Source organism: Streptomyces sp. NPDC034085 (assembly GCF_055575555.1).
Genome location: NZ_JBVISL010000004.1, coordinates 360,977 through 375,082, shown reverse-complemented (window position 1 = coordinate 375,082; position 14,106 = coordinate 360,977). Strand labels below are relative to the sequence as shown.

Below are 14,106 nucleotides of genomic sequence, written 5' to 3'. Positions count from 1 at the left end.
GGCGGGCGGTCGGGCGCCCGCGAAGCACTGCGCCCACCGTACTCAGGCCACGCTAGCGGACCGCCGGTCCCCGGCCCCTCCCCACGGCCCCCTCCCCCGTGTCACCCTGCCCGTCATGGACCGGATCATCGAGGAGATACGCGAGGACCTGAGCCGCCGGATCGCCGTCGCGGCGGACCGGCTCACCGACCGGACGCTGACCGAGGATCCCGCCTACGCCGCCCTGACCGGGCGGGCCGAGCTGCGCGAGCGGATCCACCACAGCCTCGACCAGGCCGTCGAGGGCCTGGTCCGCAGCTCCCGGGGGCTGCCGGTGGAGCTGTCCGGCGCCCGGGCCACCGGCGCCCTGCGCGCCGGGCAGGGGCTGCCGCTCGACTCACTGCGGCGCACCTACCGGTACGGCGGCCGGCTGCTGTGGCAGAGCCTGACCGAGGCCGTGGCCGCCCACGACCGGGCGGCGCTGCCCCGGCTGCTGCCGGGGGCGGGCGCGCTGTGGGAGGTACTGGACCAGATGACGGACGCCGCCTCGGAGGCGTACCGGCTGGCCGAGGCCGAGCGGGGCGCGCGCGAACGGGAGCGCCGGGCCGCGCTGCTGGACGCGCTGCTCGACGGTTCGGGCCCCTCCGCGCAGGCGGCCGCGCAGCTGGGGCTGGCGGAGCGGGGGCGCTTCGCGGTGGTCGTCCTCGGCCCGGCCGCCCCCGCTACGCCGGTCCGCCCCGAGGGCGGGGCGGGTGCGGGACCGGGCTCCCCGCGCCTGCTCTGGCGGATCCGGGCCGACGGCGAGACGGCCCTGGCCGACCTGGGCCACCATCCGCTGGACTCCCTGCGCGACCTGCTCGCCCCGCTCGCCGTGCGGGCCGGGATCAGCCCGGTGGTCGGGGCCCCGGCCGAGTTGGCCGGGGCCCGGCGGCTCGCGGCCCTCGCCCTGCGCACCGCAGCCGCCCCGCCGTCCGCCGCGGGCGGCGCGGCCCTGCTGGACGAGCGGCTCCCGGCCGCGCTGGTGGCGGCCGACCCCGAACTCGCCGCCCGGCTGCGCGAGGTGGTGCTGGGACCCGTGCTGGCGCTGCCCGCGGAGGACGCCCGGGTGCTGCTGACCACCCTGGGCACCTGGCTGGCCTGCCGGGGGTCGACCACGCAGGCCGCCCAGCGGCTGTACTGCCACCGCAACACGGTCTCCAACCGGCTGCGCCGCCTGGAGCGGCTCACCGGCCGCGCGCTGTCGGATCCCGCGCACGTGGTGGAACTGGCCCTGGCCCACGCGGCGGCGGCCCAGGCCCCCTCCCCCGCCGGGCCTACTCCGGGCCCGGCTGCGGCCGCGCCGACCGGGCCGACTCCAGCAGGTACGGTACGTCGATCACCGCGACCCCCGGGGTGAACAGCAGGCGCGCCTTCAGCCGCAGCGCGTTCTGGTTGTGCAGGGGCTGCTCCCACCAGTGCCCGACGACGAACTCCGGGATGACCACCGACAGCGCGTCCGTCCCCTCGGCGGCCGCCGCCTCCTCGATGTACTCCAGCAGCGGCCCGACCACCTCGCGGTAGGGCGAGTGCAGCACCTTCAGCGGGATCCCGGGGTCGTGCTCCGCCCAGGCCGCGCGCAGCCGGAGCGCCTCCTCCTCGTCCGCGGCGACGGAGAGCGCGCTGAGGGTGTCGGGCCGCAGTCCCTGGGCATAGCCGAGGGCCTTGAGCGTCGGGGCGTGCACGTTGGCGACGAGGACGACCACGTGGTGGCGGGAGGGTCTGCGCGGCCTGGCCCCGGGGGCGGCGGCTACCTGCCCGGCGACCTGGTCGTAGTGGCGGCGGACCCCCTTCATGCCGAGGAAGAGGGCGGGCATCGCGATGACCACCAGCCAGGCCCCGTGCGTGAACTTGGTGACCAGGACGATGACCAGGACCAGGGCGGTCAGGACCGCGCCGACCGCGTTGACGGCGAGGCGGCGGTGGATGTGGACGCGTTCGGACCGGGGCGTCGCGGGCGAGGCGAGCTCGTGCCTCCAGTGCCTGACCATGCCGGACTGGGACAGGGTGAAGGAGACGAAGACGCCGATGATGTAGAGCTGGATGAGGCGGGTGAGTTCGGCGTCGAAGGCGACGATCAGGGCGATGGCGGCGAGCGCGAGCAGGATGACGCCGTTGGAGTACACGAGCCGGTCGCCGCGGTTGGCGAGCTGGCGCGGCGCGTACCGGTCCCTGGCGAGGATCGAGGCCAGCATCGGGAAGCCGTTGAAGGCGGTGTTCGCGGCCAGGACCAGGACGCCGGCGGTGACGGCCTGGAGCAGGTAGAAGAGGACGTGCCAGTCCCCGAAGGTGGCCCGGCCGATCTGGGCGAGGGCCGTGGACATGGGGGTGCCGGGGGGCAGGCCCAGTTCGGTGGGGTCGGCCGCGGCGTGCACCCGGTACGACATGGCGAGGGCGGTGATGCCGGCGAACATGGTCACGGAGAGCGCGCCCATGGCGGCCAGGGTGGTGGCGGCGTTCGCGGCCTTGGGCTTGCGGAAGGCGGGGACGCCGTTGCTGATGGCCTCGACGCCGGTGAGGGCCGTACAGCCGGAGGCGAAGGCGCGCATGGCCAGGAGCACCAGGGCGAGGCCGGTGTAGGTCCCGGCGGCGGTGATCGGGAGGTGGGCGGACTCGGCCCGGATGGTGTCGCCGGTGGCGAGCCGGACGGCGGCGACGGCGAACATCAGGTAGATGACGAGGACGAACCCGTAGGTGGGGACGGCGAAGACGCGTCCCGACTCGCGTACGCCGCGCAGGTTCATCAGGGTCAGCAGCACCACGAAGCCCACGGACAGCACGACGCGGTGGTCGCTGAGGGAGGGGATCGCCGAGGTGATGGCGGCGACCCCGGAGACGACGGAGACGGCGACGGTCATCACGTAGTCGACGAGCAGGGCGCTGGCGGCGGTGAGGGCGGCTGCCGGTCCCAGGTTCTCGGAGCTGACGACGTAGGCGCCCCCGCCCCCGGGGTAGGCGTGGCAGGTCTGCCGGTAGGAGGCGACGACGACCACCAGCAGGAAGACGATGGCGGCGGCCGCGTACCAGGTGAGGTGGAGCAGGGCGACTCCGCCGAGGGCGAGGATCAGCAGGATCTCCTCCGTGGCGTAGGCCACGGAGGAGAGCGGGTCGCTGCAAAAAATGGGCAGCGCGAGCCGTTTGGGCAGGAGGGTCTCGCCCAGGCGCGCGGTGTCGAGCGGCTCGCCGACCAGCACGCGTTTCGCATTGATTCGCCTCATTCCGGCATGATCTGCCATTCCAGCCGGATATCAGGCGCATGAGCGCTGTGTCCCGTGCGGGAGGCGGTACGCCGTCCGGCCGCCGCCGCGCCGGCGCGGCGGGCGGTCCTCACATCCGGGCGGCCGCGCTGCGGATGGCCTCGCGGATGCGGAAGTAGGTGCCGCAGCGGCAGATGTTGGCGATGGCGTCGATGTCCTCGTCGGTGGGCTCGGCGGTGCGCCGGAGCAGCGCCACGGCGGCCATGATCTGGCCGGGCTGGCAGTAGCCGCACTGGGCGACGTCCTGCTCCAGCCAGGCCTCCTGGACGGGGTGCAGCCGGTCCCCGTCGGCCAGCCCCTCGATGGTGGTGACCCGCTTGCCCGCACATGCGGACACCGGCACCACGCACGGGCGGACGTCGACGCCGTCGAGATGGCTGGTGCAGGCCTTGCAGACGTCCACCCCGCAGCCGTACTTGGGGCCGGTGACGCCCAGCATGTCGCGGAGCACCCACAGCAGGGGCAGGTCGTCGGGGGCGTCGACGGTGACGCTGCGGCCGTTGACGGTGAAGGTGTGCAGAGGCACGGCGGCGTACTCCAGCGGTCAGCGCGGGTAGGGGGTGAAGTCGACGTCGAAGTCGAGGGGGAAGCTGCGGGGCTTGGAACCGGTGGCGCGGGCCCAGGCGTTGGCGATGGCGCCGACGGCGGCCGGCACGCCGAGCTCGCCCGCGCCGCCCGGCTCGCCGCCGGTCGCCGGGAGCACGAAGACCCGTACGTCACGCGGGGTGTCGCGCTGCTGCGCCCAGTGGAACTGGCTGTAACTGCCCTCCAGGGGAAGCCCGTTGTCCAGGTGGAGTCCGGCCCGCAGGGTGGTGGAGATCGCGTCGGTGAGGCCGCCGATCATCTGGGCCTCCAGCCCGCGCGGGTTGACGGGCAGGCCCACGTCGACGGCGATGACCGCCTTGGTGACGCGGACGTGGCCGGGGTCGCGGGTGTCGATCTCCACGAGGCAGGCGGTGCGCGACTTGTACTCCTCGTGGAAGGCGATGCCCTGCGCGCAGCCGGCCGGCAGGGCGCGGCCCCACTGTCCTTCGGCGGCCGCCTTGTCGAGCACGGCGCGCTGCGCGTCGGTCTTGAGGAAGGTCCGCCGGAAGCGGTACGGGTCCTTGCCGGTGGCCGCGGCCAGTTCGTCCACCACGATCTCCTCGGCCCCCCGGGTGTTGGCCGAGTACACCGACCGCCAGGACCCGGTGGGGATGCCGGTCGGGACTTCGGTCAGGGCCTGGGTGGTCAGCCCGAAGTGGTACGGGGACTTGACGGTGGTCAGGAACAGGGTCTGGGCGAGGGTGGCGTTGCCGATGCCGGAGGGCAGGCTCGCGGCGGTGGCGGTGATGATCTCGCCGAGTCCGTGCCGGAAGTCGGTCTCGGCGGCGGCCACGCGGTGCTCGAAGCTGAGCACCTCGCCGAGCAGGTGGGTGGCCCGGATGCGGTGGTGGGTCGCGGGGCGCATCCGGCCGTGCCGGGTGTCGTCCACGCGCGTCCACATCAGCCGCACGGGGCGGCGGCAGGCCTTGGAGATCCGGGCGGCCTCCAGGGCGGCGTCGAAGAACAGCCGCCGGCCGAAGGAGCCGCCGGCCTGCACCACGTGGACCTTCACCCGGTCCAGCGGCAGCCCGAGCTCCGCGGCGATGGTCTCCCGCGCGACGATGGGGGACTTGAGCCCGGACCAGATCTCGGCGCGGTCGTCGCGTACGTCGGCGACGGCCGAGTTGGTCTCCATCGGGGCGTGGCTGACGAAGGCGAAGTCGAACTCGGCGTCCACGTACGGGGTGAGCAGCGGCGGCACCAGCGGCGGCGGGGTGGCGGCCCGCAGCTTCGTACGGATCTGCGCGTCCGAGAGCCGGTCGGCGGGGCCGGGGCCCCAGTCGACCCGGAGGGCGGCCTTGGCGTCCAGGGCCTGGCCGAACGTCTCGGCGACGACGGCGACCCCGGTCGCGACGGTCACCACGTCCAGGACGCCGGGCATGGCCCGCACGGCCGCCAGGTTGCCGACGGCGCGGACGGTGCCGCCGACGGAGGGCGGGCGGCGCACCACGCACGGCTTGGCACCGGGGACGTCGAGGTCGAGGGTGTACTTCTGGGCGCCGGTGACCATGGCGCGGGCGTCGATCCGCCGGGTCGGGGTGCCGACGAGGGCGTGCTCCGCCGCCGGCTTCGGGGAGGCGCCGAGGACGACGAGGCCGGGCGAGGCGGCCGCGGCGGAGAGGCTGCCGTAGCTCGCGGAGCGGCCGTCGGGGGCCCGTACGGAGCCGTTCGCGGTGGTCAGTGTCGCGGCGGACAGGCTCCAGCGGGCGGCGGCGGCCGCGACCAGCCGGGCCCGGGCGGTGGCGGCGCACTGGCGGACCGGCCCGTACAGCGAGCGGATCGAGTTGGAGGAGCCGGTGAGCTGGTTGAAGAGCAACTCGGGCCGGGCGTCGTCCAGTTCCACCCGGACCGCGTCCAGCGGCGCGTCCAGTTCCTCCGCGACCAGCATGGCCACGGCGGTGGTCAGGCCCTGGCCGACCTCCTCGCGCGGCAGCCGGAAGCGGATGGTGCCGTCCGCCTCCACGGCGAGCGCCAGCAGCGCCGAGGTGGGGGCGCCGGCCAGGATGAAGAGGTCCCCGAGGTCGACGAGGTCGGCGAGGGCCGGCAGGGTCGGGACCACGGCGTGGGCGGTCTGGGGGGCGAGCAGGTCGGCGCCGGTCCGGGTGACCAGGGCCAGGGTGGGCGCCGCGACCAGGTGGGTCAGGAAGGAGCGCCGGCTCCGCCCTGCCGGCGCGCTGCTCTGTTCGGCCATCCGGTCGTCGTCCCCCGCCCCCGGGCCCGCCGAACGGACCGCCCCCCGGCTCATTACCGACACGTAGGGTAGCGATCACGGGGTGCCGTGGGAAGCGTGCCGCCGGAACGGGGTCCTTCGTTCGGGTGGTCCCGCTGACGGGGCGGTGACCGCCGGCCCGGGCGCGAGGAGGGGCGCGGGCGGCTCGTACACCTCGCCCGTACGATCGACCGCCGTCCGCCGGAGGGCCCTTTTCCGGCCGCGGGCGCACGATGGAAGCAGACCTGTACGTCGCAACACGTGAGGAGGTGTTCGCGGTGGCCAAGTTCATGGATGTCCACCACGGGATGAAGGGCATCACCGCGGACGAGCTGATGGCCGCCCACCGGGCGGACCTGGCCATCCAGGCGGACGAGAAGGTGCAGTTCGAGCGCGCCTGGGCCGACCCCGCCTCCGGCGAGGTGTACTGCCTGTCCGAGGCGCCCTCGGCCGACGCGATCCGCCGGATCCACGAACGCGCGGGACACCCCGCCGACGAGATCCACCCGGTGCCGCTCATGGTCTGACGGACTGCGCGGACACGGCGCGAGCACAGCCGCGAACGGGCGGAACGGCGCCCACGGCTGACCGGAAATGTTCGTACGGAGTGGAGGTGACCGGGAGGCCTTCGGCATATGCCCCGAGCAAGGCCGCTACGGATGTTGCCAAACGCCTTACAGGCAGTCTCCGGCTGTGCCACAGTCGGAGTCGGTCCACAGCCGTCACCGGTCGCCCCCCGGGACCCGACCGAGCAGCGTCTGCATCGCCGCGCCTGTATCGGAGTCATCATGCCGTCCCACCTGTACGCGGACCGTCCCGCGCAGCCGCCCGAGCCGGGATCGGTGGACGCACTGATCTCGCAGACCCGCCGGCTGCGCGGCGAGGTGGACGCCGTACGCCGCGACACCGTCGTGGACGACGACGACGCGCACGGCCGCTGGCAGCGCGCGCTCTGCGACCTCGCGGTGCACCACCTCGACGACCTCGGCCAGCACCTCGGCCAGCTCAAGGAGGGCCTGCCGCCCGCTCCCGAGCCCGTCGAACTCCCCCCGGCCCCCCCGGAGGTCGCGCAGGAGGACCGCCAGACCCGCGTCGGCAGCGCCGAGTGGAACCTGCTGACGGACGAGGTGACCTGGTCCGAGGAGCTCTTCCAGATCTTCGGCCGTCCCCCCGAGGCGGGCGCGCTGCCCCTGGACGAGCTGGGCTCGACCCTGTTCTCCGAGGACCAGCCCCTGCTGACCGCGATGGTCACGGACTGCCTGGTCGACGGCAAGCCGATAGACGGCGAGTTCCGCATCGTCCGCGCCGACGGACGGGTCCGGACGCTCCACATGAGGGGCGAGCCGGTGCTCGACTCCGACGGCTGCACGGCCTCCATGTGGGCCGTGCTGCGCGACGTCAGCGAGCTGCGCCGCAGCCAGCGGGCAGTGCGCGAGTCACGGGACTCGCTCCAGCGCCAGCGGCAGATCGCACAGACCGAGCACCGGCTGGCGGTCGAGCTGCAGGAAGCCGTGCTCCCCCCGTGGCGCGGCTCCCTGCGGTTCCCGCACGAGAACGCCGGCACGATGGACGTGGCCGCGCACTACCTCCCCTCCGCGACCAGCGCGCTGATCGGTGGCGACTGGTACGACGCGCTCGAACTTCCGGACGGACGCTCCCTGCTGACGGTCGGTGACCTGACCGGCCACGGGGTGACCGCCACCTCCGGGATGGCGATGATGCTCGGCGCCCTGCGCGGGATGGCCATGGCCGGGATCGAGCCGGGCCCCCTGATGGGCTGGCTCAACCAGCTGCTGGAGACCTCCGTACAGCCCGCCCTCGGCTCGGCCGTCTGCTGCCGCTACGACCCCGCGCGCCGGGTGCTCTCCTGGGCCCAGGCCGGCCACCCCGCTCCCCTGCTCTTCCGCCGCGGCCAGGGCCGGGCCCTGCACTCCCCGGAGGGGGTGCTGCTGGGAGCCACCTCGGGGGCCGTGTACGGGCAGGCCGAGGAGCGGCTCGAACGGGGCGACGTGCTCGTCCTGCACACGGACGGGCTGACCCCGCGCAGCATCGAGTTCAGCCGGACGGACGGGACCGAGCGGCTGCTGGCGCTCGCGCCGCGGTTCTCGCAGGCCCGGTCGGCGCGGGACTGCGTACGGATGGTGGCGGAGGAGTTCGGCGAGAGCGAGCGCGAGGACGACGCCTGCGTGCTGGTGGCCCGGATCGGCGGCTGACGGCGGCGGGTCGGGCGACTGCTGGAGGAACGTCGGGGGCCGCGCCGGTGAGGCGCGGCCCTCTTCCGTGGCCGTCCGCCCGTCCTCTCCGCGTCCCGCCCGCCCTGCCCGTCCCCTCGGCCACACCCCCGCCTCAGACCTCCGCACCGCGGGCGACGCGGGGCGCGGGGCTGTCCGGGAGCGCCAGCTTGATCTCCTCGCGCAGGTCCTCGATGCGCCCGTACCCGGCGTACTGGCCGGTGAGCCGGTACATCTCGCGCAGCCGGTCCCAGGTGCGGTGCGAGGAGGTCTCGTTCATCGAGACCAGGGCGAGGCGGGCGTAGCGGTCCGCCTGCTCCGGGTCGTCCGCGATGAAGCAGGCGGAGGCCATGGAGATGTAGTCGAAGATCTGCGAGCGCTGGTAGCCGTCGCCGCGCAGCCGCAGCGCCTCCCGCGCGTGGCGTGCCGCGACGGGCGCCGCCGAGGCGTCGTGGTCGGCGAGCGTGCGGTACGCCAGGGCCTGCATCCCGTGCAGGTCGGCCTCGTCGAAGTGCTGCATCCACGAGGGCGGGGGTACGTCGCCCTTGTCGGAGACGAACAGGTCCTCGGCCTCGCCCAGGGTGCGGCGCATGGCCTGGCCCTTGCCCATGGCGGCCTGGGCCCACGCCTCGATGGTGTGCAGCATGGCGCGGGTGCGCGGCAGGGTCTGCTCCCCCGAGCCGGACTGCGCCAGCTTCATCAGGTCCAGGGCCTCGTTCGGCTTGCCGAGGTGGACCATCTGGCGGGCGGCGCGGGAGAGGGCCTCGCCGGCGCGCGGCCGGTCGCCTCCCTCGCGGGCCGCGTGCGCGGCGATGACGAAGTACTTCTGCGCGGTGGGTTCGAGGCCCACGTCGTGCGACATCCAGCCCGCCAGGACCGCCAGGTTGGCCGCCACCCCCCACAGCCTGCGCTGGAGGTGGTCGGGGTGGTGGTAGGCCAGCATGCCGCCCACCTCGTTCAGCTGGCCGACGACGGCCTTGCGCTGGAGCCCTCCGCCCCGGGAGGCGTCCCAGGCCCGGAAGACCTCGACGGAGCGCTCCAGGGCCTCGATCTCCTGGGAGCCGATCGGTGCGGCCTCGTAGCGGTCGTAGCCCGCTGGGTCGGCCTGGTGGGGGTCGGCGAAACCACGCGCGTTCTTGGCGCCGGCGGGCTCGGTGTGCAGCCAGTCGTACATGGCGTTGCTGAGGGCTGAGCCGGCGGTGAGCGCGGCTCCCGCGCCCATCAGGCCGCGACGGTTGAGCATGAGGTCCATTCCCGTGAATTCGGTGAGGACCGCGGCTGTGCGTTCGGGCGCCCATGGCACTCCGTCGGGGTTCTCCTGCACCCCGTCCGGCTGCCGTCTGGTGGTGCGCCGCTGCCGTACGAACCCGAGGTCCTCGATGGTCACGACACGACCGAGCCGCTCGGTGAACAGTGCTGCCAGTACCGTGGGCACCGGTTCGCGCGGGGTCTCCCCCATGTCGATCCAGCGCCGCACCCGCGAGGTGTCGGTGGCCAGCTGGTGGTGGCCCATCGCGGCCGCCTGCCGGTTGACCATCCTCGCGAGTTCGCCCTTCGACCAGCCGGCCAGGCCGAACAGGTCGTTCAGACGGGTGTTTGGACCCTTGCTCACGTCAAGCCCCCAGGTTCTCGGCTGAGTTGACAGTAACCCCCTGTCAGATCCCCGTGGACTATTCGCCAGGGTTCGCCAGGGCACGCCCCGTGGTTCGCCAGGGACCGCCGGGTGTCAGGTAGGAATGCGCCTCCCCGACCCGGTTCACCGGCGGAACTCCCCAGGGTGAAGTACGGGATCCGGCGGGGCGGCGTACGCACTCGTCGGCGCACGAAGGGAACCGTAAACGCCATGTACGCAGCAACGTCCTCCGTGTCCGCCCCGGTCCGCCAGCACCGCACCCTCCCGGCGGGGGGCGGCTCCTACCTCGAACCCGGCCGCCAGCCGGTACCGGCGCAGGGCGCCGTACGGGCGCGCCGGATGCCGGGGACCGGACCGCAGCCGCTCAGCGGAAGAATCGACCTGTCCGGGCCGCAGGGGGCACAGCTGCGCACCGCGCTCGCGTCGGTGCAGCGGATCTGTCCGGAGTTCGCGCCGGTGCAGGTGCTGCGGCGCAGCGGCCGGTCGGTGCTCCTGGTGGGGACGACGGGACGGATGACCGCGGTCGCGAAGGTTTTACTGGACCACTCGCCCGAGTGGCGCGAGCGGTACCGGCACGAAATAGCGGCGTACCGGACCTTCGTCCGGCACCGCCCGCCGGTCCGCGTGCCCCGGCTGATCGCCGCGGACCCGGAGAACTGCGTCCTGGTGGTGGAGCGGATGGCGGGCCGGGTCGCCGCGCTCCAGCGGCATCCGGTGGAGGCGCCGCCGCGGGCCGACGTACGGGCCGCGCTGGGTGCGGTGTGCCGGGTGAACCAGTGGCGGCCGCCCGCCGATCTGTTCGGCCACCCGGTGGACTACGCGCGGCGGATCTCCCGCGACCACGAGCTGGGCCTGCTGACGGACCGGGACTTCGGCGACCTGCAGAAGCTGCTGCGCGGACTGCGGCCGGCGGCCCTCCCCTGGCAGTTCAACCACGGCGACGCGCTGCTGTCGAACCTGCTGCTGTCCCCGGCCGGGCCGGTGCTCCTCGACTGGGAGCACGCCGGCTGGTACCTGCCCGGGTACGACCTGGCGACGCTGTGGACCGTGCTGGGCGACGCCCCGGCGGCGCGCAGCCAGATCAGCCGGCTGGCGCAGTCGGCCGGCCCGGCGGCGCGGGACGCCTTCCTGGTCAACCTGATGCTGGTACTGACCCGGGAGATCCGGATGTCCGAGACGGCGGTGCAGCGCTCCATGCTGGCGGCCGCACCGGCCCAGCCGCTGCCGGCGGGGGCCCTTTCCTCGGGCGAGGAGCAGCGCCTGCTGCTGCGCCGCCTGCACGACGACGCGGGAATGGCCCGCAGAGCGGTCCGGGCGGCGGTCGGCACCCGCTGACCGCCGGCCGTCCGGCCCCTTCCGAATCCCGTGCCCCGCACACCTCGTGTGCGGGGCACGGGATTCGGCCTGTCCGGGGCCGGACCGGTTGTGCGGCGCGCGTGCCTTGACATCACATGATCCCCCGAACAGTTTCTCTGACCCGGCATCAGACGTGCCGGAGCCGCCCCCCGCCCTCCCCTCCCGCTGGAGCCCGCCCATGACCGAGGCCGTGCCCGTGACCGAGAGCCCCGACCGACGGCACCCCGCCCCTCCCTCCCGCCGGGCGGTCCTCGCCGGCACGGGGGCCGGGGTGCTCGCCGCCACCGTGCTGCCGGGTGCGGCCGCGCGGGCTGCCGAGACCCCGCTCGGCGAGTACGACGTCGTGGTGGTCGGGTCGGGGGCGGCGGGGATGACCGCCGCCCTGACCGCCGCCGGGCGGGGACTGACCGTGCTGGTGGTGGAGAAGGCGGCGACCTTCGGCGGTTCGGCGGCGCGCTCCGGCGCCGGGATCTGGCTGCCGAACAACTCGGTGATCCTGGAGGCGGGGGTGCCGGACACCCCGGAGAAGGCCGCCGCGTACCTGTCGGCGGTGGTGGGTCCGCAGGTGCCGGCCGGCCGGCAGCGGGCGTTCCTCGACAACGGTCCCCGGATGCTGGACTTCGTCATGGCGCACAGCCCGCTGCGGTTCCGCTTCATGGACGGCTACAGCGACTACTACCCGAACCTGCCGGGCGGACTGCCCAACGGCCGCTCCATCGAGCCGGACCAGATCGACGGCAACGTCCTGGGCGCCGAACTGGCGCACCTGAACCCGCCGTACATGCCGGTGCCCGCCGGGATGGTCGTGTTCAGCCAGGACTACAAGTGGCTGAACCTGGCCGCCGTCAGCGCGAGGGGGCTCGCGGTCTCCACGGAGTGCCTGGCACGCGGGACGAAGGCCGCGCTGCGCGGCGAGAAGCCGCTGACGATGGGCCAGGCGCTGGCGGCCGGACTGCGGGCCGGGCTGCTGCGCGCGGGGGTGCCCGTGTGGCTGAACAGCCCGCTGGCCGACCTGGTGCAGGAGGGCGGGGCGGTCACCGGGGTCGTGGTGGAGAAGGAGGGCGTCCGGGGCGTCGTACGGGCCCGCAAGGGGGTCGTGATCGGCTCCGGCGGCTTCGAGCACAACGCGCAGATGCGGGCGCAGTACCAGCAGCAGCCGATCGGCACCGAGTGGTCGGTGGGCGCGAAGGAGAACACCGGTGACGGGATCCGGGCCGGCCAACGGGCGGGCGCGGCCCTGGCGTTGATGGAGGACGCCTGGTGGGGGCCGTCGATCCCGCTGCCCGGGGAGCCGTACTTCTGCCTGGCGGAGCGGACCCTGCCCGGCGGTCTGATCGTGAACCGGGCGGGTGCCCGCTTCGTCAACGAGGCCGCGCCGTACAGCGACGTGGTGCACGTGATGTACGAGAAGGACCGGGATGCGGCGGGCTCGCACATCCCGGCCTGGCTGATCGTGGACCAGAACTACCGCAACAGGTACCTGTTCAAGGACATCCTGCCGACGCTGCCCTTCCCGGACGCGTGGTACGAGGCGGGCGCCGCGAAGAAGGCGTGGACCTGGGACGCGCTGGCCGGGCAGATCGGGGTGCCGGCGGCCGCGCTGCGGGCGACGCTCAACCGCTTCAACGCCCAGGCCTGGAGCGGGACGGACGCGGACTTCCACCGGGGGGACACGGCGTACGACCACTACTACACGGACCCGAACGTGGCGCCGAACTCGTGCCTGGCGCCGGTCTGGGCGCCCCCGTTCCACGCCTTCAGGATCGTCCCGGGCGACCTCGGGACCAAGGGCGGCATCGTCACCGACGCGCGGGCCCGGGCACTGCGGGCGGACGGGTCGGTGATCCGGGGGCTGTGGGCGGCGGGCAACGCGAGCGCGGCGGTGATGGGCCACAGCTACGCGGGGGCCGGATCGACGATCGGGCCCGCGATGACGTTCGGCTACGTCGCGGCGAACGACATCGCGGACGCGTAGCGCCCGGCGGTGTGCGCGGTGGCGCCGCGCGGTGCGGCCGTATGCGCGGTGGCGCCGCGCGGTGCGGCGGTCAGCCTTGTTGGAAGAGCTCGGCGGGGAGCGGCTTCAGCAGCGCGTAGAGGTCGTCGGTGATCGGCCGGTCCCAGCTGGCGATCGTCACGAGGACGTTGTCGCTGCGGTCGAACTGGACGCAGGAGATGCGGCCCTCGGAGAGCTTGATCTTCCGGACGATGAGGAGGTTGTCGCCCTGCATGACGGGGCAGTCCTCCGTCCCGGTGACCTCGACGTCCTCGTCGTTCTCGAGGGCGTCGAGGAGCTGGGCCACCTCGAAGGGGACCTGGCCCTCGGCGAGCTCCCGCGCCGGGGATCCCTCGGGCAGGTTGCCGATGATCATCGCGGGGCCGCGGCCGCCGAACAGGTCGTACCGCAGGAAGACGCCCTGGCAGCTGCCGTCGGGTGCGGGCAGCAGCCCGGCCCCGAGGTTGCCCGGCCAGTCCCCCGGGTCCATGGCGAGGACGTCGAAGTCCGGGCCGGCGGGTGTGGCGGCGCGGTGGCGGCGGAGGAAGGACATGCGGCCATGGTACGTGGCCGCGCGGGTTTTCCGGCGCCGGGGGCTCCCCGGTGCCGGGCGGCGCCCGGCCGGGTGCGCGGGCGCGGCGGCGGGGGACGGGGCGGGCGGGTGCGGGGCGGTGGGGCGCGGACGGCGGGTGCCCGGACCTGCGGGTATGGGGCGGATGCCCGGCGTACTCCTTACCGGCCGGGCAGGTCGCCCCGATGAGCTGCGGGCATGCACCCTTTCCCGCCACGGGCCGCCGCGCTGGCTGTATCTTGCTGTGCGTCCCCGC

Annotated in this window: 10 protein-coding genes; 5 read left to right on the top strand and 5 right to left on the bottom strand. The window is 74.2% G+C overall.

Features of this window, described 5'->3' with window-relative positions:
* Nucleotides 1-115: 115 nt before the first annotated feature.
* Nucleotides 116-1,375: an RsbRD N-terminal domain-containing protein gene (locus ACZ501_RS16495; protein WP_468796076.1), complete on the top strand. Its 1,260-nt coding sequence runs from the start codon at nt 116-118 to the stop codon at nt 1,373-1,375.
* Here the strand turns inward: ACZ501_RS16495 and ACZ501_RS16490 are convergent.
* The 3 genes from ACZ501_RS16490 to ACZ501_RS16480 all read right to left on the bottom strand — a co-directional run bounded on the left by ACZ501_RS16490 (nt 1,293) and on the right by ACZ501_RS16480 (nt 6,048).
* Nucleotides 1,293-3,233, bottom strand: a complete 1,941-nt coding sequence (locus ACZ501_RS16490) for an APC family permease (protein ID WP_468796073.1) — start codon at nt 3,231-3,233, stop codon at nt 1,293-1,295. The two genes, ACZ501_RS16495 and ACZ501_RS16490, sit on opposite strands and share 83 nt — an antisense overlap.
* Nucleotides 3,234-3,342: 109 nt before the next feature.
* A complete protein-coding gene (locus ACZ501_RS16485; RefSeq protein WP_361609317.1) occupies nt 3,343-3,798 on the bottom strand; it encodes a (2Fe-2S)-binding protein in 456 nt (151 codons plus the stop codon).
* 18 nt (nt 3,799-3,816) lie between these two features.
* A complete protein-coding gene (locus tag ACZ501_RS16480; RefSeq protein WP_468796070.1) occupies nt 3,817-6,048 on the bottom strand; it encodes a xanthine dehydrogenase family protein molybdopterin-binding subunit in 2,232 nt (743 codons plus the stop codon).
* Nucleotides 6,049-6,344: 296 nt separating this feature from the next.
* Between ACZ501_RS16480 and ACZ501_RS16475 the strand changes: the two genes are divergently transcribed.
* Complete coding sequence (locus ACZ501_RS16475; protein WP_361609323.1) at nt 6,345-6,593, top strand: SCO4226 family nickel-binding protein; 249 nt, start codon at nt 6,345-6,347, stop codon at nt 6,591-6,593.
* Nucleotides 6,594-6,854: 261 nt separating this feature from the next.
* Nucleotides 6,855-8,279 carry a PP2C family protein-serine/threonine phosphatase gene (locus ACZ501_RS16470; protein WP_361609313.1) on the top strand — a complete coding sequence of 475 codons (1,425 nt, stop codon included), beginning with the start codon at nt 6,855-6,857 and terminating at the stop codon, nt 8,277-8,279.
* A gap of 133 nt (nt 8,280-8,412) precedes the next feature.
* Here the strand turns inward: ACZ501_RS16470 and ACZ501_RS16465 are convergent, their stop codons facing one another.
* Nucleotides 8,413-9,909 (bottom strand): DNA-binding protein NsdB, encoded by a 1,497-nt coding sequence (locus tag ACZ501_RS16465; RefSeq protein ID WP_468796068.1) that lies wholly within the window; start codon nt 9,907-9,909, stop codon nt 8,413-8,415.
* A gap of 231 nt (nt 9,910-10,140) precedes the next feature.
* On the opposite strand from ACZ501_RS16465, the gene ACZ501_RS16460 reads away from it, so the two are divergent.
* Both ACZ501_RS16460 and kstD read left to right on the top strand, forming a co-directional pair.
* The gene (locus ACZ501_RS16460; RefSeq protein ID WP_361609309.1) at nt 10,141-11,265 is read left to right on the top strand and encodes an aminoglycoside phosphotransferase family protein; all 1,125 of its coding nucleotides are present in this window, start codon (nt 10,141-10,143) and stop codon (nt 11,263-11,265) included.
* A gap of 199 nt (nt 11,266-11,464) precedes the next feature.
* On the top strand, nt 11,465-13,261 hold the full coding sequence (kstD, locus tag ACZ501_RS16455; RefSeq protein WP_468796065.1) for a 3-oxosteroid 1-dehydrogenase: 1,797 nt from the start codon (nt 11,465-11,467) through the stop codon (nt 13,259-13,261).
* A 70-nt stretch (nt 13,262-13,331) separates the two neighbouring features.
* Here the strand turns inward: kstD and ACZ501_RS16450 are convergent, their stop codons facing one another.
* Nucleotides 13,332-13,832 (bottom strand): hypothetical protein, encoded by a 501-nt coding sequence (locus ACZ501_RS16450; RefSeq protein ID WP_361611550.1) that lies wholly within the window; start codon nt 13,830-13,832, stop codon nt 13,332-13,334.
* Nucleotides 13,833-14,106: the final 274 nt, after the last annotated feature.